Genomic DNA, 24,360 nt, shown 5'->3' on the forward strand with positions numbered 1-24,360 from the left:
GGTTACCTGCCTTGCACACAGATACTACCCAGGGGGCTACAGAGGGGGCCACGACGCTGGTGGGGCCGTGGTTCATCCCGGGGCGGGGGCCGTGCCGGTGCCGGCCGGTCGGCGCACCGCGGTCACTCGTGGTTCAGCCCAGCGCGAGGGCCACCGTCAGTCGTGGTTCGCGCTCGGACGCCTCGGTGAACACGTCCTGTGCGACCGTCCACTCCTGCGGCTGCCGTCGCGCGTACGCCCGCCAGCCGGTGACGACGACGAGCAGCGCGCGGCCGGCCGTCCGCGACGGCCACACGGACGGGTCGGCGAGACTGTCGGCGAGGGCGTCCCAGTTGCGCCCGAACCACTCGGGCAGTTCCAGCGCCCGCGCGGAGCGGTCCATGAGGCCCGCCTTGTCGATGATGCCCGCGAGGTCGAGCAGCACGACGTACGGGGTCGACATCGGCGACGGAGTCGTCATCTCAGCACCGTCCGGAACGATTCGTAGTGATCATCAAAGTAGTGGGCCTTCCCGCCCGGCCTCGCGGTGATGCCTCCGGCTGCCTTCGGACGTGTGCGGCGCGGCGGGGCGGGACCGAGGCGCGGAAAAGTGCGCGGGGACGGCCGTGCCGGCATGTGTCCATGCTGGCACGGCCGTCCCCGCGTGGGTCCGCCGCCCGGCCGGTCAGGGTCCGTCGGGGTCCGACCGGTTCAGGGCGGGCCGCGGCGCCGGGCCGGCGGTCATCAGGTAGTCCGCGGCCGAGGTGTCCGTCACCAGGCTGGTGACGAGACCCGAGCGCAGCACGGCGTCGATCGCGGCCGCCTTGCGCTGCCCGCCGGCGATCGCGACGACCTCCGGGACCCGCCGCAGCTGATCGGCCTTGACCGTGATGCACCGCTCCCCCAGGTCCCGGCCGATCCGGCGGCCTTCCGAGTCGAAGAGGTGCGCGGACATCTCGGCGGCCACCCCGAGCGAGTCGTAGTGGCCGCGCTCCTCGTCGCTGAGCATGTCGTACACCGCCGAGATGCCCGGCTCCCAGGAGCCGATCGAGACACAGGCGACCGTGACCTTGTCGAAGTACTCGAAGGCACGGGCGATCCCGGTCTGGTTGCGCAGCGCCGCCGCGGTGGCCGCGTCCGGCAGCAGCATCGGCGCGTAGATGGGATGCGCGTCGCCGCCGGACACCTGGGCGGCGCGGCGGACGGCCTCGACCGAGCCGCGCTCGGCGGTCCCGGCGTCGTACACGCCGGTCAGCTGCACCACCGTGCACGGCGGCAACCGGTCGAGGGCGGCGGCCATGTGAATGGTGGACCGGCCCCAGGCCAGGCCCAGCACGTCTCCCTCGTTGACCAGCTCACCGAGCAGGTCGGCCGCGACCTCGCCGAGGTTCTCCGGATCCGGGGTCTCCTCCGCCTCGGCCGGGGACTCGACCACGACGGCGTGCCTGAGCCCGTAACGGGCGCGGAGCGCGTCGGAGCGCTCGGCGTCCAGTTCGGCCGGCACACGGATCTCGATGCGTACGAGATCCCGTTCGAGGGCGGTCTCCAGGACCCTGGCCACCTTGAAGCGGCTGACGCCGAACTCCTCCGCGATCTGGATCTTGGACTTGCCCTCAAGGTAGAAGCGGCGGGCCATGGCCGCCGCCTGCACCAGCTCAGCGGGTCCCATCCGCGTGCGGCCCGCCGACATACCCGACACGGCGATCTCCTCACTGCTGTTCACATTCTCGATTCGCCGTTCATCCTTGCAGATCCGGCGCGGTTGATCAGCCCTGATGGCCGCCGTTCACGTAGCTGTGGCTCACTGGTCGCATGCCCAGGACGCCTTCGCGGTGGCCGCCTCCGCCTGGTTGCGCAGTGCACGTACCGCCGCTGCCGGGTCGTTTGCGCCGTAGACCGCCGAACCGGCGACGAAGACGTCCGCTCCCGCGTCCGCGCATCGCTCGATCGTGGCCGCCGACACGCCCCCGTCCACCTGGAGCCACAGTTCGAGGCCGTGCTTGGCGATCAACTCCCGGGTACGGCGGATCTTCGGGAGCATGATGTCGAGGAACGCCTGCCCGCCGAAGCCGGGCTCAACCGTCATGATCAGCAGCATGTCGAGTTCCGGGAGCAGGTCCTCGTACGGTTCGACGGGCGTCGCGGGCTTGAGCGCCATGGAGGCGCGGGCGCCCTTGGCGCGGATCTCACGGGCGAGCCTGACGGGTGCGCCGGCCGCCTCGACGTGGAAGGTGACCGAGGAGGCGCCCGCCTCGACGTACTGCGGTGCCCAGCGGTCGGCGTCCTCGATCATCAGGTGGCAGTCCAGCGGTGTGTCCGTGGCTCGGGCCAGGGACTCCACGACCGGTACGCCGAGCGTCAGGTTCGGGACGAAGTGGTTGTCCATGACGTCGACGTGGAGCCAGTCGGCTCCCTCGACCGCCTTCGCCTCGTCCGCGAGGCGGGCGAAGTCGGCGGACAGGATGCTGGGGTTGATCTGCACGGCCATGCCCCCAAGCCTGCCACGTCCGGGCCGGGTCCCTCGCCCCGGGCACGAAGGGCGGCCGGTACGGCGGCGGCCGTGCCGCGGAGCCCTCGGTAGCCCCGGTAGCCCCCGGTCGGAGCCCCGGACCCGGTCCGGGGCTCCGACCCAGTGTCTTCGATCGGCCTCCGCCCGGTCCGGCCCACTCGACGCGGTTCGCCCGGATCCGATTGCGGTGGATCCGATTGCCGTGGATCCGATTGCGGTGGATCCGATTGCGGTGAAGCGGTGGCAGTGCCTCCCGTGGGGGCCGTCCGCCGCCGCGTTCGGACCGGCCGACCAGCAGCCGGACGGCGAACCGGCGGACCAGGAGACCGGCGGACCAGGAACCCGGCGGCCCGGTCAGCCGGTCCGGCGGATCAGCGCCAGGTACATGGCGTCGGTGCCGTGCAGGTGCGGCCACAGCTGGATGTCGGGGCCGTCGCCGAGCGCGGGAACCTGGGACAGCAGCGGACGGGCGTCGACGAGTTCGCTGTGCGAGCGCTGTTTGAGCACATCGTCGACGACCGCCCGGGTCTCGGCGAGGTGCGGCGAGCAGGTCGCGTAGCCGACGACGCCGCCCACCCGCACCGAATCGAGCGCGGTGCGCAGCAGGGCGCGTTGCAGCGGTGCGAAGTTCTCCAGGTCCTCCGGCCGTCGCCGCCAGCGGGCCTCGGGCCGTCTGCGCAGCGCGCCGAGCCCGGTGCACGGCACGTCCACCAGGACCCGGTCGAAGGTGCCGGGCCGCCACGGCGGCCGGGTCCCGTCCGCGGTGACGACCTGCCAGGGCCCCGGGTTGCCGTCCAGTGCGTTGGCCACCAGACCGGCGCGGTGCGGCTGCTTCTCGGCGGCCAGCAGGACGGCTCCGCGCTCGGCGGCCAGCGCCCCGAGCAGCGCGGCCTTGCCGCCGGGTCCCGCGCACCCGTCGAGCCACTTCTCGTCCGGCCCGTCCAGCGGCGCGCTCGCGAGGGCGAGGGCGACCAGTTGGCTGCCCTCGTCCTGCACGCCGGCCCGGCCCTCCCGCACGGCGGCGATGGCGCCCGGTTCCCCGCCCTCGGTGAGCCGTACCGCATACGGCGACCAGCGGCCCGGCACGGCGGCGTCCTCACGGAGCAGTTCCTCGCGGCCGGAGCGGCCCGGCCGGGCGACGAGGGTCACCTCCGGGCGCTCGTTGTCCGCCGCCAGCAGGTCCTCGATCCCGGCCCGGCCGCCGCCGAGCGAGTCCCACAGCGCGGAGACGACCCAGCGGGGGTGCGAGTGCACCACGGCGAGATGGTCCTCGGGGTCCTCGTCGTAGGACGGCGCGACCTTGGCCAGCCAGCCGTCGAGATCGTCCTGCGCCACCTTCCGCAGCACGGCGTTGACGAACTTGGCCCGGCCGTCGCCGAGCACCGCCCGGCCCAGTTCGACGGAGGCGGACACCGCGGCGTGCGTCGGGATCCGCGTACCGAGCAGTTGGTGCACGCCGAGGCTGAGCACGTCCAGCACCGGCGGGTCGACCTCGCGCAGCGGCCGGTCGACACAGGAGGCGATGATCGCGTCGTAGGTGCCCTGGCGGCGCAGCGTCCCGTAGACCAGTTCGGTGGCGAGGGCGGCGTCCCGGCCGTCGAAGTCGCCCTTCTCCCGCGCCTTGCGCAACAGCGGCGGCAGTACGAGGTTGGCGTACGCGTCCCGCTCGTCCACGGCCCGCAGGGCGTCGAAGGCGAGGATGCGCACGGGGTCCCTGTGCGGGCGGCGGTAGGGCTTGGCGGGCTTGCGGGGACGACGGGACTGCTCGCTCACGAAAAGGTGCTCCGGTGCTGGAAGGGCTGCTTTCCCAGCCTACGTCGGAATGCCGCCGTCCCCGGCGCCGGGCGGGACTCAGCCGCCCAGGGTCTCACCGTCCGCGACCCGCACACCGCGCGCCCAGTCCGCCGCCCGCATCGGCTTCTTGCCCTGGGCCTGCACCCAGAGCAGTTCGACGGCGTGCGAGCCGGTGCCCACGTGCACGCTGTTCTTCCCGACCGACGGCTGCCCCGGGGCGAGGTCGGTGCGTTCGGGCGCGGGGGTGACCTGGATGACCTTGAGCCGCTCCCCGCGGAAAGTGGTCCAGGCGCCCGGGGCCGGGGTGCAGCCGCGCACCACCCGGTCGACCCGCAGCGCCGGGGCGGCCCAGTCCAGACGGGCGTCCTCGACGGTGATCTTCGGCGCGACGGTGACGCCGTCCACCGGCTGCGGTACGGCCTTCAGCGTGCCGTCCGCGATGCCGTCCATGGTCGCGACGAGCAGCCCGGCCCCGGCGAGGGCGAGCCTGGTGAGCAGGTCGCCGCTGGTGTCGGTGGGCCGGACCTCCTCGGTGACCGTCCCGTACACGGGGCCCGAGTCCAGCCCCTCCTCGATCAGGAAGGTCGAGGCGCCCGTGATCTCGTCCCCCGCCATGAGGGCGTGCTGCACGGGCGCGGCGCCGCGCCACGCGGGCAGCAGCGAGAAGTGCAGGTTGACCCAGCCGTGGGCGGGGACGTCGAGGGCCACGCGCGGCAGCAGCGCCCCGTAGGCGACGACGGGACAACAGTCGGGGGCGATCTCCCCGAGCCGCTCAAGGAACTCGGGGTCCCGCGGCTTCAACGGCTTCAGCACCTCGATCCCGGCCTCCTCCGCCCGCTCGGCCACGGGAGACGCGACCAGCCGGCGCCCGCGGCCGGCCGGCGCGTCGGGCCGCGTGACGACGGCGGCCACCTCGTGCCGCCCGGAGGCGATGAGGGCGTCCAGGGCGGGAACGGCGACTTCGGGGGTACCGGCGAAGACGAGCTTCATGGGCGGGTGGGGGCCTCTCGGGCGGGGTCGGACGGGCAGCGCACCAGTCTATGACGAGGTGTACGACGAGGGCCCGCCCACTCGGGAAGGGAAGGGAGGAGGTGCGGACGGCGGTCATCCCACGGTTCGTCCCACTCCTCGTCCCACTCCGCTGTGCGCCCGCCCTCCGAAGGCTCGTCCGGCTCCGCGACCTGCCGCCCTCCACCCGCCGCCCGTCGGCCACCTGCCACCTGCCACCTGCCACCTGCCACCTGCCAGTCGCCATCTGCGAACCGCCAGCCGCCAGCCACTGCCCGCCGGCGACCGGGCCACCCGGCGGGACACGGGTGGTGCGCGAGCAGGAGATGGGCGTACGCATATGCCCGTACGCCCCCACCGCGTGACCAGCGGAGCGCACACGCGTTGGTCAAGAAAGAGTTGACCACAACGGGCCGCCGACGCGGCCCGATTCCTTTCAACGCCGGTTCGAGAGGCTTGTTCATGGCCGACCACGCAACCCACGACGCCCAGGCCCGGGCCAGCCTGCACTTGCTGGTGCGGGACATCGAGCGGGTCCGCCGGCAGGTGGACGCACTGCGTACGCTCACCGCCCAACTGGGCAACGTCTACCGCCCGCGCCGCTCCGGCCCCTCCACGGGCTTCGTAGTCTACGGACGCGCCCCCGCCCCGACCGTCCGTCTCGCCCAGGAACTCCGGGACAGTGTCGAGACCCTGGTCACGGCCGCCGTGGATTTCGACCGCTCGCTCGGCTTCTCGTGGGACGCGGTGGGCTCGGCCCTCGGCGTCACCAAGCAGGCGGTGCACCGTCGTTACGGCGCCCGCCGCGCCGCGGCCCAGGCCGCCGCGGAGGCCGAGCGCACGCCGGAGCCGTCGGGCACCCGCACGATGAACGTGAACACCGGACTTCCCACGGTTCCGACGGTCCCCGCGGCCCGTTCGATGCCGACCCAGCCGACGGCGGGCAGCCCCACGCTCCGGGACGAAGTCCGTCCGACGGCCTTCCCGGCCCCTCGCAACGGCTGACCCGCTCCTGCCCCGCCCTCCCGGCACGTCCGGGAGGGCGGCTGCCCCTGAGGGCCATGGCGCGCCCCCACACCTCGGCTCCGTCAACGACCGTACGAAACCACGGGCGTCGACCCCTGACGAACGCCTGGGGCCGCGCCTACGGCCCGATCACCGCGCGCCCCGCCACGGACCGGCAACCGGAGGCCCGATCACCCGGCTCCCGGCGCGCCCAGCCAGACAGGCGCCGGACAGGCAGAGGCGGAGGCGCAAGGAGGAGCAGCGGCAGGAGCACGGGCAGGGGGCTGGGCACCGGCGAGGCCCCGTCACCCGATGTCCGGCGGATCGATCCGGACACGCACCGCCTCCTCGCCGCCCCGCACCATCCGTGCGGCCTGCGCAGCCTTCAACGCGGTCGCGAGTGCGGCCCCGCTGCCCGGCGGCACCCGCACCAGCGCACGCTCCCACTGCTCGCCCGGCGGCGGCCCCCCGGCCCGCCGCGGCCTCCCGGGCGGCGTGACCGGCAGTGGCACCGGCCCCAACACCTCGGCATCCGGCGGAAGCTCGACCTCCGCGAGAAAACCGGCGACGGCCTGTACCGACCCCGACACGGCCGCCATCCGGGACACCGGGGGGAACCCCAGCTCCGCCCGCTCGGCCAGCTCACGCACGGCGTGCCCGACCGGGTCCCACCGCACCAGTGCCTGCACGGGCCGCAGCGTCGGCTCGGCGACGACCACCACCGTCCCGCCCTCGCCCTGCGAACGGACCAGCGCGGCGGCCCCGAGCCATCGGCGCAGCGCGTCCTCACCGGCCCGCAGGTCGGGGCGGCCCAGCATGGCCCAGCCGTCGAGGAGCAGCGCCGCCGCGTAGCCGCCCTCGGCGACCGGCTCGGCTCCCGGGGTGCTCACGACCAGCGCGGGCGTCTCCGGCACCGTGTCCAGCACCTGTTCGCGCCCCGAGGTCCGCACCGGTACCGCGGGGAAGGCCCGCCCCAGTTCCTCAGCGGTCCGCCGCGCCCCCACGACCTGTGCGCGCAGCCGCAGCGACCCGCACTCCGGGCAGTGCCACGCGCTCTCCTCACGACCGCACCAGCCGCAGCGCAGCGCTCCCGCGTCGTGGGCCTCCAACGGCCCGAAGCAGTGCCGGCAGCGGGCAGGCGCTCGGCAGGTCGCGCAGGCCAGGCGCGGCACGTATCCGCGGCGGGGCACCTGCACGAGCACCGGCCCGTGCCGCAGCCCGTCCCGGACCACCTGCCAGGCCAGCGTCGGCAGCCTGGCCGCGCGGGCGGCCTCGTCCCGTGCCAGGTCGCCGTCGCCCACCGTCCGCACCAGCGGTGCGGACCGCCGCACCCGCTCCCTGCTCGCGACCAGGGGCCGCGCCCAGCCGGTCTCCACCAGCTGCGCGGCCTCCACGGTGCAGCTCCGGCTGCCCAGCAGGAAGGCGCACTTGTCCAGGGTGGCGCGCAGCAGGAGCACATCCCGGGCGTGCGGCAGCGGGGCGTGCTGCTCGCTGTGGTTGTCGTCCCCGTCGTCCCAGATGGCGACGAGTCCCAGATTCCACACGGGCGCGAACATGGCGGCCCGCGTCCCGACGACGGCCCGTACGGCGCCCCGGCGCACGGCCAGCCACTGCCCGTAGCGCTTCTCCGGCCCGGCGTCGGCGGTGAGCAGGGCATGCCGCCCCGGGCCGAGCAGCTCGGTGAGCGCGGCATCGACCCGGGCGGCGGCGCGGCCGTCCGGTACGACGACGAGCGCACCGCGCCCCGAGGCGAGCGTGGCGGCCACGGCGCGGGCCAGCTCCTCGTTCCACCGGGGGCCGGGCAGCGCGTTCCACACCGCGCGCGGCACGCCTCCCGAGGCCAGCGATTCGATGAAGGCCGCCCCTCGTTCGTACCGCGCCCAGGACCCGGGCTCGGGGGGCGCCGGCGGCGGCGACGGCGCGGGCGACGGCCGCCGCTCGGCGCGCGCGCTGCGCGGCGGCACGGCCAGTTGGAGCACATCGGCGAGGCTCCCCGCGTAGCGGTCGGCGACGGCTCGCGCGAGCCCCAGCAGTTCCTCGCTCAGCACCGGTTCCGGTGACACCACCTGGGCCAGCGCGGCCAGCGGCCCGGAGTAGTCGGACTCGGCCAGCCGCTCGACGAGGAACCCGCCGATGAGGCCACCGCCCTCCCGGCGCCCTTCCCGCACCCGGTGCCGTCCGGCCCCGAACCGCACCCGCACCCGCACCCCGGGCTGAGCCTGCTCGTCCAGTTCCTCGGGCACGGCGTAGTCGAAGTAGCGGTCGAGATGGAGCACACCCTTGTCGACCAGCACCCGGGCGACCGGCAGTTCCTTCGCCAGCGCGGCCCCCCGCCAGGTCCGCGGCTTGGCCCGCGGTGCCCTGGCACCGCGCACACTCTCCCGAATGAGCGCGAGCTGCTTGGGCGGCGCACCCTCAGCACCACCGTCACGACCGTCGTTCTCGCTGCTCACGCTTGCATTCTTACCAAACGCCACCGACAACCGCCGCCGCCCGGCCGTCGCCCTGGTCCGGTCCGATGTCGCCCTGGTCCGGTCCGACAGGGGCGGGAGTCGACGGTCACGATCGTGGAGGTCGGCCGCGCTCGCCGCCGCATCCGGTTCGGGCCGGTCGGGTGACCGAAGACGTGCCGGGGCCCGGCTCCCCGAAGGAGACCGGGCCCCGGCGGCGGTCGTACGCCGAAGCTACAGGCCCACGGCCGCACGCAGGGCGTCCACGCGGTCCCTGCGCTCCCAGGTGAAGTCCGGCAGTTCGCGGCCGAAGTGGCCGTAGGCCGCGGTCTGGGCGTAGATCGGGCGGAGCAGGTCGAGGTCGCGGATGATGGCGGCCGGGCGGAGGTCGAAGACCTCGTCGATCGCCTTCTCGATCCGCTCGGGCTCGACCTTGTGGGTGCCGAAGGTCTCCACGAACAGGCCGACCGGCTCGGCCTTGCCGATGGCGTACGCGACCTGGACCTCGCAGCGCGAGGCGAGGCCCGCCGCGACCACGTTCTTGGCGACCCAGCGCATCGCGTAGGCAGCCGAGCGGTCCACCTTGGACGGGTCCTTGCCGGAGAAGGCACCGCCGCCGTGGCGGGCCATGCCGCCGTAGGTGTCGATGATGATCTTGCGGCCGGTGAGACCGGCGTCACCCATCGGGCCGCCGATCTCGAACCGGCCGGTGGGGTTGACCAGCAGGCGGTAGCCCTCGGTCTCCAGCTTGATGCCCTCGTCGAGCAGCGCCTTCAGCTCCGGCTCGACGACGAATTCCCGGATGTCGGGCGCCAGCAGGGACTCCAGGTCGATGTCCGAGGCGTGCTGGCTGGAGACGACCACGGTGTCGAGACGGACCGCCTTGTCGCCGTCGTACTCGATGGTGACCTGCGTCTTGCCGTCCGGGCGGAGGTAGGGGATGGTGCCGTTCTTGCGGACCTCGGACAGCCGGTTGGACAGCCGGTGGGCCAGGAAGATCGGCAGCGGCATCAGCGTCGGCGTCTCGTCCGTCGCGTACCCGAACATCAGACCCTGGTCGCCCGCGCCCTGCTTGTCCAGATCGTCCTTGTCGCCGGCCGCCGCGCCGCTGTCGACCCGTGACTCGTACGCCGTGTCCACGCCTTGGGCGATGTCCGGGGATTGCGCGCCGATCGACACCGACACGCCGCAGGAGGCGCCGTCGAAGCCCTTTTTCGAGGAGTCGTAGCCGATTCCGAGGATGGTGCCCCGGACCAGGGTCGCGATGTCCGCGTACGCCTTGGTCGTGACCTCGCCGGCCACATGCACCAGGCCGGTCGTGATCAGCGTCTCCACGGCGACCCGGGAGGTCGGGTCCTCACGCAGAAGCGCGTCGAGAATGGTGTCGCTGATCTGGTCAGCGATCTTGTCGGGGTGACCCTCGGTCACGGACTCCGAGGTGAACAGGCGACGGGACACAACGCTCCCTGGGGTTGCAGCGGCTGCTGGCTGATCATTGGCGGACGGCACGGGGAGCTGCGCCCGGCGACATCCGCAACACAGTTTATCGGTCGCACTTCGCCGCGGGCCCAGCAGTCTCGCCGGTTGGGAACGCTGTGACCTGCGGCACGGGCATTCTGCCCAATGCCGTGCCGCATTGGCCAGAGGCCCCCCGGGAGAATGTCGTGCTGAGGGAAACTGTCGAACGGCTGAAACAAATCAGCCCAAACGGTCCCGTACCAGATCCCAGACGATCTCGGCGAGAGCCTCCTTGGGGCCGTGCGGCACCGGGGTCTCGCTGCCGTCGGCGCCCAATACCACGGCCTCGTTGTCCTCGGAACCGAACGTCTTCCCCTCCCCCACCTCGTTCACCACGAGGAAGTCGCACCCCTTGCGTGTCAGCTTCGCCCGGCCGTTGGCGAGGACGTCGTCGGTCTCGGCGGCGAAGCCGACGATCACCTGTCCGGGCCGCGCCCGGTCGGCCGAGATCTCCGCGAGAATGTCCGGATTCCGTACCAACGCGACGGGCTCGGGCTCCTGGCCGTCCTTCTTCTTGATCTTCCCGGTCGCGTAGGCGGCCGGACGGAAGTCGGCCACGGCGGCGGCCATCACCACCGCGTCGGCGTCGGCGGCGGCCTTGAGCACCGCCTCGCGCAGTTGGACCGCCGTGCCGACCGGGACGACGTCCACGCCGGCCGGGTCGGGCAGTCCGGTGTTCGCGGCGACCAGGGTCACCCGGGCGCCCCGCGCGGCGGCCGTGCGCGCGAGGGCGTAGCCCTGCTTGCCCGAGGAGCGGTTGCCGAGGAAGCGGACCGGGTCGAGCGGCTCGCGGGTGCCGCCGGCGGAAACGACGACGTGCCGCCCCTTCAGGTCGGGCTCGGTGACCCCGCGGGCCAGCACGCGCCGGCAGACCTCGAAGATCTCATCGGGGTCGGGCAGCCGGCCCTTGCCGGTGTCGACGCCGGTCAGCCGCCCCACCGCGGGCTCGATGACGACGGCGCCCCGGCGGCGCAGCGTCGCCACGTTCTCCTGGGTGGCCGGGTGCTCCCACATCTCGGTGTGCATGGCCGGGGCGAAGACGACCGGACAGCGCGCCGTCAGGAGCGTGTTGGTCAGCAGATCGTCGGCAAGGCCGTGGGCGGCCCTGGCGAGCGTGTCGGCGGTGGCGGGGGCCACGACGACGAGGTCGGCGTGCTGGCCGATCCGGACGTGCGGGACCTCGTGGGCGTCGTCCCAGACCTCGGTGGAGACGGGGTTGCCGGACAGCGCGGACCAGGTGGCGGCGCCGACGAAGTGCAGCGCGGCGGCGGTGGGGACGACACGCACGTCGTGCCCCGACTCGGTGAATCTGCGCAGCAGCTCACATGCCTTGTAGGCGGCGATGCCCCCGCTGACCCCCAGAACGACCTTCGGCTTGTCCACCGTCTCTCCCCGGACTCGGAAACCCGTACTCCATGCCCATGCTGCACCACGGCGCGGCGCCCGCCCCGCTCCCCCGAGCACACCACAGGCCCGACAGCTCGTGCTGACGGGCCTGTGGACAAGTCGACCGCAGTCCGAATGTATGACCGCGATGTACTACCGCGCGGATCAGGTGCTGCCGCGCGTCGTTACTGCGCGGGACCTTCGATGGCCTCGGAGGTCAGCAGACCCGCGTTGATCTCGCGCAGGGCGATCGAGAGCGGCTTCTCGTGGACGTGGGTGTCGACGAGCGGACCGACGTACTCAAGCAGGCCCTCGCCGAGCTGCGAGTAGTACGCGTTGATCTGACGGGCACGCTTGGCCGCGTAGATCACGAGACTGTACTTCGAGTCGGTGGCCTCAAGCAGCTCGTCGATCGGCGGGTTGATGATGCCCTCGGGCGCGGTGATGGAAGAGGACACGCTCTACCTTCCGAAAGATGGGAAAAGATCAGACACAATCACACAACGTCCATCAAGGCTAGCAGCTCGCCCGACACATCCTCGACGGAGGTGTTGACCAAGGTCAGGTCGAACTCCGGCTCGGCGGCCAGCTCGGTCCTGGCCGCCTCCAGACGGCACTCGATCACCTCGGGAGGCTCGGTGCCACGGCCGGTGAGCCTGCGCACCAGCTCCTCCCAGGTGGGCGGAGCCAGGAACACCAGTTGGGCCTCCGGCATGGACTCACGGACCTGCCGGGCGCCCTGGAGGTCGATCTCCAGGAGGACGGGCTCGCCCGCCTCCAGGCGGTCCAGCACGGCCGTACGCGGCGTGCCGTAGCGGTTGCCGGCGAATTCGGCCCACTCCAGCAGCTCGCCGTTGGCGATCAGCTTGTCCATCTCCTCGTCGGTGACGAAGAAGTAGTGGACGCCATGCCGCTCGCCGGGGCGGGGCCTGCGGGTGGTCGCCGACACCGAGAGCCAGACCTCGGGGTGTTCCTTGCGCATATGGGCGACGACCGTGCTCTTGCCGACCCCGGAGGGGCCGGAGAGCACGGTCAGCCGCGGACGTTCACTCATGCAGCAATTATTCCAGCAATCCCGGAGTGCCCGGGACTCCCTTCCCGGAGTACCCGGGCTCAGGAACCGGTGCTGCCGAACTCGCGCTCCAAGGAGGCGATCTGGTTGGAGCCGAGGCCACGTACACGGCGGCTCTCGGAGATGCCGAGACGCTCCATGATCTGCTTGGCGCGGACCTTGCCCACGCCCGGCAGGGACTCAAGCAGGGCGGAGACCTTCATCTTGCCGATGACCTCGTTCTCCTGGCCCTGCTTGATGACCTCGTGAAGCGAGGCGCCGGAGTGCTTGAGTCGATTCTTGACCTCGGCCCGCTCCCGGCGAGCCGCGGCGGCCTTTTCGAGCGCGGCTGCGCGCTGTTCAGGGGTAAGGGGCGGAAGAGCCACGCCTACGTCACCTCGGATGTCGAACTATTCGGATACGGACCGGTGAGGAACCTAGTCGCCCCACACCTGGGGAGCCACGAGCAACACGCTGGCCCGCTCTCCCCCACTGCCTTGAAGGGCGTGGGAGGTGCCCCCACTGCTCGGAGACTAGCGGGCAAGTCCGCCAGAGTCAGCGAGAACAGCGGAAAAGTCCTGGTCAGCCTCCATCAGGTCGGACATTTCAGACATACTGCCCCGGATTTGAGAATGTATCCAGACTCAAGGCGTCGCCGCGCCGCCGTCCGGACACCCCTCGGAGGACTCAGCCGGCCGTCACGCAGGCCCGGATCTCCTCCGCGAAACGTTCCGCGGCGGCCCGCAGCGCCCTGGGCTCGGGACCGTGACGCAGAACACTCCGGCTGACGTGCGGGACCACATTGCGCACGGCTTTCCCGAAAAGTCCGGGAAGGTCGGCCGGGGTCGCCCCCTGGGCTCCGATGCCGGGCGCGAGGAGCGGACCGTTGATGTCGAGGTCGTATGCCGACAGGTCGCCGAGCGTGGCGCCCACGACCGCGCCGAACGAGCCCAGAGGCGTCCGGCCGGCGTTCTCCGCCGCCAGGTGCGCCAGCATCGTCGCACCGACGGTCCGGCCGTCGGGACGCACCGCGTGCTGCACCTCGCCGCCCTCCGGATTGGAGGTCAGCGCCAGCACGAAGACGCCCGTGCCGCTCTCCCGCGCCAGGGCCAGGGCGGGGCCGAGCGAGCCGTAGCCGAGGTAGGGCGAGACGGTCAGGGCGTCCGAGAACAGCGGGGCGTCCGGGTGCAGGAACGCCTCGGCGTAGCCGGCCATGGTCGAGCCGATGTCGCCGCGCTTGGCGTCCATGACGACCAGGGCACCGGCCGCGCGCGCCTCCTGGACCGACTTCTCCAGGACGGCGATCCCGCGCGAGCCGAAGCGCTCGAAGAACGCGCTCTGCGGCTTGAGGACGGCCACCCGGCCGGCCACCGCCTCGACGACCGTGCGGCTGAACCGCTCCAGGCCGGCGACGTCGTCGTTCAGGCCCCACTCGGCCAGCAGGGAGGCGTGCGGGTCGATGCCCACGCACAGCGGGCCCCGCTCGTCCATGGCGCGGCGCAGGCGGGCCCCGAAGGGTTCCGCGGAGGAACGCTCGGACCCGGCGGGCCCGGATGAAGTGCGGGGGGCGCTCATACGGTCCTGCCTGCCTTCTTCACATCGGCGCCGACCGCGTCGGCGAGGGTGGCGTACGGGCTGGTGCCCAAGCGGGCGGCGAGGCCCTTGTGGATCGCGCGGGCCCAGAAGGGGCCCTCGTAGATGAAGGCGCTGTAGCCCTGGACCAGGGTGGCGCCCGCCAGGATGCGCTGCCAGGCGTCCTCGGCGTCCTCGATGCCGCCCACGCCCACCAGGGTGATCCGGTCGCCCACGCGCGCGTAGAGGCGCCGCAGCACCTCCAGGGAGCGCGTTTTCAGGGGCGCGCCGGAGAGTCCGCCCCTCTCCCCGACGGTCGCGGGGGCGGAGACCAGGCCGAGGCCGTCGCGCGCGATGGTGGTGTTGGTGGCGATGATGCCGTCCAGGCCCAGCTCCACGGCGAGGTCGGCGACGGCGTCGACGTCCTCGTCGGCGAGGTCGGGCGCGATCTTCACCAGGAGCGGCACGCGGCGGCCGGGCAGGGCGCGGTCGGCGGCGGCGCGGACCGCGGTCAGCAGGGGGCGCAGCGCCGCGGTGGCCTGTAGGTCGCGCAGCCCCGGTGTGTTGGGCGACGACACGTTCACGACCAGGTAGTCGGCGTACGGGGCGAGTCGTTCGGCCGACTTCACGTAGTCGGCGACCGCGTCCCCCTCGGGAACGGTCTTGGTCTTGCCGATGTTGACGCCCACCACGGTGCGGAAGACGGGCTCGCGTGCGGCGAGCCGGGCGGCGACGGCGAGCGAGCCCTCGTTGTTGAAGCCCATGCGGTTGATCAGCGCCCGGTCGGGGACCAGCCGGAACAGCCGCTTCTTCGGGTTGCCGGGCTGCGCCTCGCCGGTCACCGTGCCGATCTCGACGTGGTCGAAGCCCAGCATCGCCATGCCGTCGACACCGACGGCGTTCTTGTCGAAGCCGGCGGCGAGCCCGAAGGGGCCGTGCATGCGCAGCCCGAACGCCTCGGTGCGCAGCTCCTTGTGGCGGGGTGCGAGGGCGGCGGCGAGGAAGGTGCGCAGCACCGGGATGCGGGCGGCGCGGCGGATCCAGCGGAAGGCGAGCCGGTGCGCCTGTTCCGGGTCCATCCGCGAGAAGACCAGGCGGAAGAAAAGTTTGTACATGTCAGTGTCCTCTGGGTGAGCCCGACGAAGAGGGGGACACCGTTTCCGGTGTCCCCCTGGGGGCCGCTAGTCGCGGGCCGCGGTCAGGTGCCGCGCGTGTTCCTGGAGCGAGCGGACGCCCACGTCGCCGTGGGTGAGCGCGTCGATGCCCTGGACCGCCGCGGCGAGCGCCTGCACCGTGGTCAGGCAGGGCACCGAGCGGGCCACCGCGGCCGTACGGATCTCGTAGCCGTCGAGACGGCCGCCGGTGCCGTACGGGGTGTTGACGATGAGGTCGACCTCGCCGTCGTGCACGAGCTGGACGATGGTCTTCTCGCCGTTCGGGCCGGTGCCCTCGGACTGCTTGCGCACGACCGTGGCGTTGATGCCGTTGCGCCTGAGGACCTCGGCGGTGCCGGAGGTGGCGAGCAGTTCGAAGCCGTGGGCGACCAGTTCCCGCGCCGGGAAGATCATGGAGCGCTTGTCGCGGTTGGCGACCGAGATGAAGGCGCGGCCCTTCGTCGGCAGCGGCCCGTACGCGCCCGCCTGGGACTTGGCGTACGCCGTGCCGAAGACGGAGTCGATGCCCATGACCTCGCCGGTGGAGCGCATCTCCGGGCCGAGCACGGTGTCCACGCCCCGGCCGCGGACGTCCCTGAAGCGCGACCAGGGCATGACGGCCTCCTTGACGGAGATCGGCGCGTCCAGCGGCATCTCGCCGCCGTCGCCGCGGGCCGGGAGCAGCCCCTCGGCGCGCAGGTCGGCGACCCTCGCGCCGAGGGAGATCCGGGCGGCGGCCTTGGCCAGCGGCACGGCGGTCGCCTTCGAGGTGAAGGGGACCGTGCGGGAGGCGCGCGGGTTGGCCTCAAGGACGTACAGGATGTCGCCCGCCAGCGCGAACTGGATGTTGATCAGGCCGCGCACGCCGACGCCCCGCGCGATGGCCTCGGTCGAGGCGCGCAGGCGCTTGATGTCGAAGCCGCCGAGCGTGATCGGGGGCAGCGCGCACGCCGAGTCGCCGGAGTGGATGCCGGCCTCCTCGATGTGCTCCATGACGCCGCCGAGGTACAGCTCCTCGCCGTCGTAGAGCGCGTCCACGTCGATCTCGATGGCGTCGTCGAGGAACCGGTCGACGAGCACCGGCCGGGAGGGGCTGATCTCGGTGGACTCGGCGATGTAGGAGGCGAGGCGCGTCTCGTCGTAGACGATCTCCATGCCGCGTCCGCCGAGGACGTAGGAGGGCCGCACCAGGACCGGGTAGCCGATCTCGTCGGCGATGGCCTTGGCCTCGGCGAAGGTGGTCGCCGTGCCGTGCTTCGGGGCCGGCAGGCCGGCCTCGGCGAGGACGCGGCCGAAGGCGCCGCGGTCCTCCGCGGCGTGGATCGCCTCGGGCGGAGTGCCCACGATCGGCACGCCGTTGTCCTTCAGGGCCTGGGCGAGGCCCAGCGGCGTCTGGCCGCCGAGCTGCACGATGACGCCCGCGACCGGTCCTGCCTGCTGCTCCGCGTGGACGATCTCCAGCACGTCCTCCAGGGTCAGCGGCTCGAAGTAGAGGCGGTCGGAGGTGTCGTAGTCGGTGGAGACGGTCTCCGGGTTGCAGTTGACCATCACGGTCTCGTACCCGGCGTCGGACAGCGCGAAGGACGCGTGCACGCAGGAGTAGTCGAACTCGATGCCCTGGCCGATCCGGTTGGGGCCGGAGCCCAGGATGATCACCGCGGCCTTCTCGCGCGGAGCGACCTCGGTCTCCTCGTCGTAGGAGGAGTAGAAGTACGGCGTCCGCGCGGCGAACTCGGCGGCGCAGGTGTCGACGGTCTTGTACACCGGGCGGATGCCGAGGGCGTGCCGCACCTCGCGCACGACGTCCTCGCGCAGCCCGCGGATCCCGGCGATCTGCTGGTCGGAGAAGCCGTGCCGCTTGGCCTCGGCCAGCAGGTCACCGGTCAGCTCGGGGGCGGCGGCCAGCTCGTCCGCGATCTCCTTGATCAGGAACAGCTGGTCGACGAACCACGGGTCGATCCTGGTGTGCTCGAAGACCTCCTCGGGCGTGGCGCCCGCGCGGATGGCCTGCATCACGGTGTTGATCCGGCCGTCGGTGGGCCGGGCCGACTCGCGCAGCAGCGCGTCCTTGTCGCCGTCGGAGCCCGGCTCGCCGACGAAGGTGAACTGGCTGTCCTTCTTCTCCAGCGAGCGCAGCGCCTTCTGGAACGCCTCGGTGAAGTTGCGGCCGATGGCCATGGCCTCGCCGACCGACTTCATGGTCGTGGTCAGCGTGGAGTCGGCGCTCGGGAACTTCTCGAACGCGAATCGAGGGGCCTTGACGACGACATAGTCGAGGGTCGGCTCGAAGGACGCCGGCGTCTCACGCGTGATGTCGTTGGGAATCTCGTCGAGGGTGTAGCCGACGGCGAGCTTCGCGGCAATCTTCGCGATCGGGAATCCGGTCGCCTTGGACGCGAGGGCCGAGGACCGGGACACGCGCGGGTTCATCTCGATGACGATCACCCGGCCGTCCTCGGGGTTCACCGCGAACTGGATGTTGCAGCCGCCGGTGTCCACGCCGACCTCGCGGATCACGGCGATGCCGATGTCCCGCAGGATCTGGTACTCGCGGTCGGTCAGCGTCATCGCCGGGGCGACGGTGATCGAGTCGCCGGTGTGCACGCCCATGGGGTCGAAGTTCTCGATGGAGCAGACGACCACGACGTTGTCGTGCTTGTCGCGCATCAGCTCCAGCTCGTACTCCTTCCAGCCGAGGATCGACTCCTCCAGGAGCACCTCGGTGGTCGGGGAGAGCGTCAGGCCCTGGCCGGCGATGCGGCGCAGTTCGTCCTCGTCGTGGGCGAAGCCGGAGCCCGCGCCGCCCATGGTGAAGGACGGACGGACGACGACCGGGTAGCCGCCGAGCGTCTCGACGCCCGCGAGCACCTCGTCCATGGAGTGGCAGATCACGGAGCGGGCGGACTCGCCGTGCCCGGTCTTGCGCCGGACCTCCGCCACGACCGCCTTGAACAGGTCGCGGTCCTCGCCCTTGTGGATGGCCGCCACGTTGGCGCCGATCAGCTCGACGCCGTACTTCTCCAGGACTCCGCTCTCGTCCAGTGAGATCGCCGTGTTGAGGGCCGTCTGGCCGCCCAGGGTGGGCAGCAGGGCGTCCGGCCGCTCCTTGGCGATGATCTTCTCGACGAACTCCGGGGTGATCGGCTCGACGTAGGTGGCGTCGGCGATCTCCGGGTCGGTCATGATCGTCGCCGGGTTGGAGTTGACGAGGACGACGCGCAGCCCCTCGGCCTTGAGGACGCGGCACGCCTGGGTACCGGAGTAGTCGAACTCCGCGGCCTGGCCGATGACGATCGGGCCGGAGCCGATGACCAGGACGGACTGGATATCGGTGCGCTTAGGCACGCTGGCCCTCCATCAGGGAGACGAAGCGGTCGAACAGGTAGGCGGCATCGTGCGGGCCCGCTGCCGCTTCGGGGTGGTACTGGACGGAGAATCCCGGCTGGTCGAGCAGGTGCAGCCCCTCCACGACATCGTCGTTGAGGCAGACGTGCGAGACCTCGGCGCGGCCGAACGGCGTGTCGCTGACCCGGTCGAGCGGCGCGTCCACGGCGAACCCGTGGTTGTGCGCGGTGACCTCGACCTTCCCGGTCGTACGGTCCTGCACCGGCTGGTTGATGCCGCGGTGGCCGTACTTGAGCTTGTAGGTGCCGAAGCCGAGGGCGCGGCCCAGGATCTGGTTGCCGAAGCAGATGCCGAACAGCGGTGTGCGCCGTTCAAGAACGGCGGTCATGAGGGCGACCGGGCCGTCGGCCGTCGCCGGGTCACCGGGGCCGTTGGAGAAGAAGACGCCGTCCGGCGCGACGGCGTACACGTCCTCGGGGGTCGCGGTCGCGGGCAGGACGTGCACCTCGATGCCCCGTTCGGCCATCCGGTGCGGCGTCATGCCCTTGATCCCGAGGTCGACGGCGGCGACGGTGAACCGTTTCTCGCCGATCGCCGGGACGACGTACGCCTCCGGGGTCGCGACCTCCTCGTAGAGGCTCGCGCCCTTCATGTGCGGCTGGGCCTGCACGCGCGCGAGGAGGTCCGCCTCGGGGGCGATCGAGTCGCCGGAGAAGACTCCGGCCCGCATGGAGCCGCGTTCGCGCAGATGGCGGGTGAGGGCGCGGGTGTCGACGCCGGAGATGCCGACGACGCCCTGGCGGACGAGTTCGTCGTCCAGGGAGCGCGTGGCACGCCAGTTGGACGGCACGCGCGCGGGGTCGCGCACGACGTAGCCGGCGACCCAGATGCGGCCCGACTCGTCGTCCTCGTCGTTCCAGCCGGTGTTGCCGATCTGCGGGGCGGTCGCGACGACGATCTGGCGGTCGTACGACGGGTCGGTGAGGGTCTCCTGGTAGCCGGTCATGCCGGTGGAGAACACGGCCTCGCCGAAGCTCTCCCCCACGGCCCCGTAGGCGCGGCCGCGGAAGATCCGGCCGTCCTCCAGGACGAGAACCGCGGGAAGCACCTTTTTCCGCTGTGAGGTGTTCCCCTGTGTGGAGGTCGTCATCGTTCGGCGCCTTCCCTGCTGGGTGTCTTGATCATGGAATTGATGGCGTCGACCCACTCACCGTGTTCGGCGGCGTGGTCGGAGCGGAAACCGGAGTCGATCAACCGGTCGCCGTGTGCCCAGGTAACGACGAGCAGGCCGCCCTCGGTGAGGACCTTGCCCGCGATGCCCTTGTCGAGCCGCGCCGCACGCAGCGCCGCGGTGGGGACGAAGAAGTCGGCGGCTCCGGGACGTACGACGTCCAGGCCCGCGTCCGTCAGGGTCAGCTCGGCCCGGCTGCGGGTGCCGAGGCCGCGGGCCACGATGCGGTCCAGCCACTGCCCGGCGGTGGTGGAGCCGTGGTAGCGGCCGGTCAGCGCCAGTGCGGCCGGGCCGGGGTTCTCCGGCGCGGTCGGCAGCTGAGGCAGGTCGCTCTGGAGCGTGCCGCGCCACTTCCAGCCCTCGCGCATCAGCCAGTACACGAGCGCCACGAAGAGGGCGAGTCCGACGAGCCAGCCGATCCGGCCGGCCCAGTCGGTGACCTGGGCCGACTTCTTCTCGGTGGCGAGCGCGGGCGCGATGGTGGCTGCGAGCAGTGTTGCAGGTGTCACGTGAGCTTCCCGTCGACGAGCGTGGCCTTGCCCCGCAGCCACGTGTGGGTGACACGGCCCGGCAGCTCGCGCCCCTCGTACGGGGTGTTGCGGCTGCGCGAGGCGAATCCCGCGGGGTCCACCCGGCCACGGTATGCCGTGTCGACGAGGGTGAGGTTGGCGGGCTCGCCTGCCGAGACGGGACGGCCGTGGCCGTCGGACCGGCCGATCCGGGCCGGGGCGAACGACATGCGGTCGGCGACGCCCGCCCAGTCCAGCAGGCCGGTCTCCACCATCGTCTCCTGGACCACGGACAACGCGGTCTCCAGGCCGACCATGCCCATGGCGGCCGCGGCCCACTCGCAGTCCTTGTCCTCGTGCGGGTGCGGGGCGTGGTCGGTGGCGACGATGTCGATCGTCCCGTCGGCGAGCGCCTGGCGCAGGGCGAGCACGTCGCGCTCGGTGCGCAGCGGCGGGTTCACCTTGTAGACCGGGTCGTACGAACGCACCAGTTCGTCGGTGAGCAGCAGGTGGTGCGGGGTGACCTCGGCGGTGACGGCGATGCCGCGGGACTTGGCCCAGCGGACGATCTCCACGGAACCGGCGGTCGACAGGTGGCAGATGTGGACGCGGGAGCCGACGTGCTCGGCGAGCAGGACGTCCCGGGCGATGACCGACTCCTCGGCGACCGCGGGCCAGCCGCCCAGGCCCAGCTCGGCGGAGACGACGCCCTCGTTCATCTGGGCGCCCTCGGTCAGCCGCGGCTCCTGCGCGTGCTGCGCGACGACCCCGCCGAACGCCTTCACGTACTCCAGCGCGCGCCGCATGATCACGGCGTCGTCGACGCACTTGCCGTCGTCGGAGAAGACGGTGACGCCCGCGGCGGACTCGTGCATGGCGCCCAGTTCGGCGAGCTGCCTGCCCTCCAGGCCGACGGTGACGGCGCCGATCGGCTGCACGTCGCAGTAGCCGTGCTCCCGGCCGAGCCGGTAGACCTGCTCGACGACGCCCGCGGTGTCGGCGACCGGGAAGGTGTTGGCCATGGCGAACACGGCAGTGTAGCCGCCGGACGCGGCGGCGCGGGTGCCGGTCAGCACGGTCTCGGAGTCCTCGCGGCCGGGTTCCCGCAGATGGGTGTGCAGGTCGACCAGGCCCGGGAGCAGGACTTTCCCGGCGGCCTCCACGACCTCGTCGGCGCCGTCGGCGTCCAGCCCGGCGCCCACGGCGGCGACGGTCCCGCCGTCGATCAGGACGTCGCGCGGTCCGCCGCCGAGCACGTCGGCCCCCCGGATCAGGATCTTGCTCATCGTTCTCACTTCTCCTCGGCCGCGGTGGGCGGGTGTGCGGAGCGCACGTCGGACGGGTGGTGGGCGGCGGGTCCGGCAGGGGAGTGCGCGGAGCGCTCGTCGGACGGGTGGTGCCGGGTGACGGCGGGCTCGTTGCCGCCGAGCAGCAGGTACAGCACGGCCATCCGGATCGACACCCCGTTGGCGACCTGCTCGACGGCGGTGCAGCGGTCGGAGTCGGCGACCTCGGCGGTGATCTCCATGCCGCGGACCATCGGGCCGGGGTGCATGACGATGGCGTGCTCCGGCATCCGCGCCATGCGGTCGGCGTCGAGGCCGTAGCGCCGCGCGTACTCGCGCTCGGTCGGGAAGAAGGCGGCGTTCATCCGCTCCCGCTGCACCCGCAGCATCATCACGGCGTCGGACTTGGGCAGCGTCGCGTCGAGGTCGTACGACACCTCGCAGGGCCATGCCCCGACGCCGACCGGCAGCAGGGTCGGCGGGGCGACCAGGGTGACTTCCGCGCCCAGGGTGTGCAGCAGGTCGACGTTGGAGCGGGCGACCCGGCTGTGCAGGACGTCGCCGACCAGCGTGATGTGCCGGCCGGCCAGGTCGCGGCCGAGGCCGGTGTCCCGGCCGGTCAGGCGGCGGCGCATGGTGAACGCGTCGAGCAGCGCCTGGGTGGGGTGCTGGTGGGTGCCGTCACCGGCGTTGATCACGGCGGCGTCGATCCAGCCGGAGTTGGCGAGCCGGTAGGGCGCGCCGGAGGCGCCGTGCCGGATGACGACGGCGTCGACGCCCATCGCCTCCAGGGTCTGGGCGGTGTCCTTCAGGGACTCGCCCTTGGAGACGCTCGACCCCTTGGCGGTGAAGTTGATGACATCGGCGGACAACCGCTTCTCGGCGGCCTCGAAGGAGATCCGGGTGCGGGTGGAGTCCTCGAAGAAGAGGTTGACGACCGTGCGTCCGCGCAGGGTCGGCAGCTTCTTGATCGGCCGGTCGGCGACCCGGGCCATCTCCTCGGCGGTGTCGAGGATCAGGATGGCGTCGTCGCGGGTGAGATCGGCGGCCGAGATGAGATGACGCTGCATCTGTCAGGCTCCGTAAGGCAGTTCAGGTATCGGGAGAATCCGGGCAGGCATGGGCAGGCATGGGCATGGCGACGCGGCGCACGGCACGGGCCGCGCGCCGGCGCGCTAACGATCGCCCGGGGTGGCCTGCTTGACGCCGAGCAGGACGGTGTCGCGGCCGTCCTCCTCGGCGAGCTGGACCTTGACCGTCTCCCGCAACGAGGTGGGGAGGTTCTTGCCGACGTAGTCGGCGCGGATGGGCAGCTCGCGGTGGCCGCGGTCGACGAGGACCGCGAGCTGGACCGCGCGGGGGCGCCCGATGTCGTTCAGGGCGTCGAGGGCGGCCCGGATGGTGCGGCCGGAGAACAGCACGTCGTCGACGAGGACGACGAGACGGCCGTCCACACCCTGGCCGGGGATGTCCGTGCGGGCCAGCGCGCGCGGTGGCTGCATGCGCAGGTCGTCGCGGTACATGGTGATGTCGAGCGACCCGGTGGGCATCGGGCGGTCGGTGATCTGCTCCAGTTTGGCGGCGAGCCGCTGGGCGAGGAAGACGCCCCGGGTCGGAATGCCGAGGAGCACCACGTCGTCGGCGCCCTTGGCGCGCTCGACGATCTCGTGGGCGATGCGGGTCAACACCCGCGCGATGTCGGGCCCTTCGAGCACGGGCCGGGCATCGGACGCTTGCGTGTCCATATGAAACGGACCTCCTTCTCCGCCTCACGGGACGGACCTTAAAGGACGCCGGAATTGCGCCATCCACCGTAGCAGGTGGTTTGGACCCCTCCGATCACCCGGTTGGCCCAATGCGTCGCGTCTACCACGGATGAGTCGGTGTGGACCATTCGGCTTGACGCAGAAGTGTCACGCTGCGTAACCTCACAGTGAGTTACCAGCCGCGCGGCGGGAATCGCAGCCGGCCGCGTCGACACAGTGTCCGGGGAGCTATATGTCCAGCGAATACGCCAAACAGCTCGGGGCCAAGCTCCGGGCCATCCGCACCCAGCAGGGCCTTTCCCTCCACGGTGTCGAGGAGAAGTCCCAGGGCCGCTGGAAGGCCGTCGTGGTCGGTTCGTACGAGCGCGGCGACCGTGCCGTGACCGTGCAGCGCCTGGCGGAGCTGGCGGACTTCTACGGCGTTCCGGTGCAGGAACTGCTGCCCGGCACCACCCCGGGCGGCGCCGCCGAGCCGCCGCCGAAGCTGGTCCTGGACCTGGAGCGACTGGCCACGGTGCCGGTCGAGAAGGCAGGTCCGCTACAGCGCTACGCGGCGACGATCCAGTCGCAGCGCGGCGACTACAACGGCAAGGTGCTGTCGATCCGCCAGGACGATCTGCGCACACTCGCCGTCATCTACGACCAGTCGCCCTCGGTCCTCACCGAGCAGCTGATCAGCTGGGGCGTCCTGGACGCGGACGCGCGCCGCGCCGTGGCCACCCACGAAGAAGCCTGAGTCGCCCGACGTCTCAGCAGAAACGTGCCGCCGGGGTGGCCGGAACTTCACGGTTCCGGCC

Annotated in this window: 21 protein-coding genes; 2 read left to right on the top strand and 19 right to left on the bottom strand. The window is 72.1% G+C overall.

Features of this window, described 5'->3' with window-relative positions; genetic code table 11:
- Nucleotides 1-133: 133 nt before the first annotated feature.
- The 5 genes from ACFC09_RS38480 to fmt form a co-directional block, all read right to left on the bottom strand.
- A complete protein-coding gene (locus ACFC09_RS38480) occupies nt 134-460 on the bottom strand; it encodes a barstar family protein (protein WP_376536406.1) in 327 nt (108 codons plus the stop codon).
- A gap of 204 nt (nt 461-664) precedes the next feature.
- Nucleotides 665-1,702 (bottom strand): sugar-binding transcriptional regulator, encoded by a 1,038-nt coding sequence (locus tag ACFC09_RS38485; RefSeq protein ID WP_376536408.1) that lies wholly within the window; start codon nt 1,700-1,702, stop codon nt 665-667.
- Between the two features lie 78 nt (nt 1,703-1,780).
- Nucleotides 1,781-2,467 (bottom strand): ribulose-phosphate 3-epimerase, encoded by a 687-nt coding sequence (gene rpe, locus ACFC09_RS38490; protein ID WP_376536410.1) that lies wholly within the window; start codon nt 2,465-2,467, stop codon nt 1,781-1,783.
- Between the two features lie 375 nt (nt 2,468-2,842).
- The gene (locus ACFC09_RS38495; RefSeq protein WP_376536412.1) at nt 2,843-4,261 is read right to left on the bottom strand and encodes an RsmB/NOP family class I SAM-dependent RNA methyltransferase; all 1,419 of its coding nucleotides are present in this window, start codon (nt 4,259-4,261) and stop codon (nt 2,843-2,845) included.
- Nucleotides 4,262-4,339: 78 nt separating this feature from the next.
- A complete protein-coding gene (gene fmt / locus ACFC09_RS38500) occupies nt 4,340-5,272 on the bottom strand; it encodes a methionyl-tRNA formyltransferase (RefSeq protein ID WP_376536414.1) in 933 nt (310 codons plus the stop codon).
- 480 nt (nt 5,273-5,752) lie between these two features.
- On the opposite strand from fmt, the gene ACFC09_RS38505 reads away from it, so the two are divergent.
- On the top strand, nt 5,753-6,295 hold the full coding sequence (locus ACFC09_RS38505; protein WP_376536416.1) for a hypothetical protein: 543 nt from the start codon (nt 5,753-5,755) through the stop codon (nt 6,293-6,295).
- 305 nt (nt 6,296-6,600) lie between these two features.
- Here ACFC09_RS38505 and ACFC09_RS38510 read toward each other — a convergent pair whose 3' ends face one another.
- The 14 genes from ACFC09_RS38510 to pyrR form a co-directional block, all read right to left on the bottom strand.
- Nucleotides 6,601-8,748, bottom strand: a complete 2,148-nt coding sequence (locus ACFC09_RS38510) for a primosomal protein N' (RefSeq protein WP_376536418.1) — start codon at nt 8,746-8,748, stop codon at nt 6,601-6,603.
- 231 nt (nt 8,749-8,979) lie between these two features.
- Nucleotides 8,980-10,203 (bottom strand): methionine adenosyltransferase, encoded by a 1,224-nt coding sequence (gene metK / locus ACFC09_RS38515; protein ID WP_376536420.1) that lies wholly within the window; start codon nt 10,201-10,203, stop codon nt 8,980-8,982.
- Between the two features lie 240 nt (nt 10,204-10,443).
- Nucleotides 10,444-11,646: a bifunctional phosphopantothenoylcysteine decarboxylase/phosphopantothenate--cysteine ligase CoaBC gene (gene coaBC / locus ACFC09_RS38520; protein ID WP_376536422.1), complete on the bottom strand. Its 1,203-nt coding sequence runs from the start codon at nt 11,644-11,646 to the stop codon at nt 10,444-10,446.
- Between the two features lie 188 nt (nt 11,647-11,834).
- The gene (rpoZ, locus tag ACFC09_RS38525) at nt 11,835-12,107 is read right to left on the bottom strand and encodes a DNA-directed RNA polymerase subunit omega (protein ID WP_005319902.1); all 273 of its coding nucleotides are present in this window, start codon (nt 12,105-12,107) and stop codon (nt 11,835-11,837) included.
- 38 nt (nt 12,108-12,145) lie between these two features.
- On the bottom strand, nt 12,146-12,703 hold the full coding sequence (gene gmk / locus ACFC09_RS38530) for a guanylate kinase (protein WP_376536424.1): 558 nt from the start codon (nt 12,701-12,703) through the stop codon (nt 12,146-12,148).
- A gap of 59 nt (nt 12,704-12,762) precedes the next feature.
- The gene (locus ACFC09_RS38535; RefSeq protein ID WP_030810589.1) at nt 12,763-13,086 is read right to left on the bottom strand and encodes an integration host factor; all 324 of its coding nucleotides are present in this window, start codon (nt 13,084-13,086) and stop codon (nt 12,763-12,765) included.
- A 301-nt stretch (nt 13,087-13,387) separates the two neighbouring features.
- Nucleotides 13,388-14,275, bottom strand: a complete 888-nt coding sequence (pyrF, locus tag ACFC09_RS38540; RefSeq protein ID WP_376536427.1) for an orotidine-5'-phosphate decarboxylase — start codon at nt 14,273-14,275, stop codon at nt 13,388-13,390.
- Entirely contained in the window at nt 14,272-15,387 is a 1,116-nt protein-coding gene (locus ACFC09_RS38545; protein ID WP_376536429.1) for a quinone-dependent dihydroorotate dehydrogenase, read from the bottom strand. The genes pyrF and ACFC09_RS38545 overlap by 4 nt, the downstream gene beginning before the upstream one ends.
- 66 nt (nt 15,388-15,453) lie before the next feature.
- Nucleotides 15,454-18,771, bottom strand: a complete 3,318-nt coding sequence (gene carB, locus ACFC09_RS38550) for a carbamoyl-phosphate synthase large subunit (protein ID WP_376536431.1) — start codon at nt 18,769-18,771, stop codon at nt 15,454-15,456.
- Nucleotides 18,764-19,921 carry a glutamine-hydrolyzing carbamoyl-phosphate synthase small subunit gene (carA, locus tag ACFC09_RS38555; RefSeq protein ID WP_376536433.1) on the bottom strand — a complete coding sequence of 386 codons (1,158 nt, stop codon included), beginning with the start codon at nt 19,919-19,921 and terminating at the stop codon, nt 18,764-18,766. Before carA ends, carB begins: the two co-directional genes overlap by 8 nt.
- Nucleotides 19,918-20,511 carry a hypothetical protein gene (locus ACFC09_RS38560; protein WP_376536435.1) on the bottom strand — a complete coding sequence of 198 codons (594 nt, stop codon included), beginning with the start codon at nt 20,509-20,511 and terminating at the stop codon, nt 19,918-19,920. The genes carA and ACFC09_RS38560 overlap by 4 nt, the downstream gene beginning before the upstream one ends.
- A complete protein-coding gene (locus tag ACFC09_RS38565; RefSeq protein ID WP_376536437.1) occupies nt 20,508-21,797 on the bottom strand; it encodes a dihydroorotase in 1,290 nt (429 codons plus the stop codon). The genes ACFC09_RS38560 and ACFC09_RS38565 overlap by 4 nt, the downstream gene beginning before the upstream one ends.
- 5 nt (nt 21,798-21,802) lie before the next feature.
- Entirely contained in the window at nt 21,803-22,867 is a 1,065-nt protein-coding gene (locus ACFC09_RS38570; RefSeq protein WP_376536439.1) for an aspartate carbamoyltransferase catalytic subunit, read from the bottom strand.
- A gap of 105 nt (nt 22,868-22,972) precedes the next feature.
- A complete protein-coding gene (gene pyrR, locus ACFC09_RS38575; RefSeq protein WP_376536441.1) occupies nt 22,973-23,542 on the bottom strand; it encodes a bifunctional pyr operon transcriptional regulator/uracil phosphoribosyltransferase PyrR in 570 nt (189 codons plus the stop codon).
- A 253-nt stretch (nt 23,543-23,795) separates the two neighbouring features.
- On the opposite strand from pyrR, the gene bldD reads away from it, so the two are divergent.
- The gene (gene bldD / locus ACFC09_RS38580; protein WP_376536443.1) at nt 23,796-24,299 is read left to right on the top strand and encodes a transcriptional regulator BldD; all 504 of its coding nucleotides are present in this window, start codon (nt 23,796-23,798) and stop codon (nt 24,297-24,299) included.
- Nucleotides 24,300-24,360 lie beyond the last annotated feature (61 nt).

It is taken from the genome of Streptomyces sp. NPDC056161, assembly GCF_042268025.1.
GTDB lineage: Bacteria > Actinomycetota > Actinomycetes > Streptomycetales > Streptomycetaceae > Streptomyces.

What these genes read in the sequence shown, in the direction of transcription:
- ACFC09_RS38480 (WP_376536406.1), bottom strand. Translation starts at nt 460, where the DNA reads ATGACGACTCCGTCGCCGATGTCGACCCCGTACGTCGTGCTGCTCGAC.
- rpe (WP_376536410.1), bottom strand. Translation starts at nt 2,467, where the DNA reads ATGGCCGTGCAGATCAACCCCAGCATCCTGTCCGCCGACTTCGCCCGC.
- fmt (WP_376536414.1), bottom strand. Translation starts at nt 5,272, where the DNA reads ATGAAGCTCGTCTTCGCCGGTACCCCCGAAGTCGCCGTTCCCGCCCTG.
- ACFC09_RS38505 (WP_376536416.1), top strand. Translation starts at nt 5,753, where the DNA reads ATGGCCGACCACGCAACCCACGACGCCCAGGCCCGGGCCAGCCTGCAC.
- gmk (WP_376536424.1), bottom strand. Translation starts at nt 12,703, where the DNA reads ATGAGTGAACGTCCGCGGCTGACCGTGCTCTCCGGCCCCTCCGGGGTC.
- pyrF (WP_376536427.1), bottom strand. Translation starts at nt 14,275, where the DNA reads ATGAGCGCCCCCCGCACTTCATCCGGGCCCGCCGGGTCCGAGCGTTCC.
- ACFC09_RS38545 (WP_376536429.1), bottom strand. Translation starts at nt 15,387, where the DNA reads ATGTACAAACTTTTCTTCCGCCTGGTCTTCTCGCGGATGGACCCGGAA.
- carA (WP_376536433.1), bottom strand. Translation starts at nt 19,921, where the DNA reads ATGACGACCTCCACACAGGGGAACACCTCACAGCGGAAAAAGGTGCTT.
- ACFC09_RS38565 (WP_376536437.1), bottom strand. Translation starts at nt 21,797, where the DNA reads ATGAGCAAGATCCTGATCCGGGGGGCCGACGTGCTCGGCGGCGGACCG.
- ACFC09_RS38570 (WP_376536439.1), bottom strand. Translation starts at nt 22,867, where the DNA reads ATGCAGCGTCATCTCATCTCGGCCGCCGATCTCACCCGCGACGACGCC.
- pyrR (WP_376536441.1), bottom strand. Translation starts at nt 23,542, where the DNA reads ATGGACACGCAAGCGTCCGATGCCCGGCCCGTGCTCGAAGGGCCCGAC.
- bldD (WP_376536443.1), top strand. Translation starts at nt 23,796, where the DNA reads ATGTCCAGCGAATACGCCAAACAGCTCGGGGCCAAGCTCCGGGCCATC.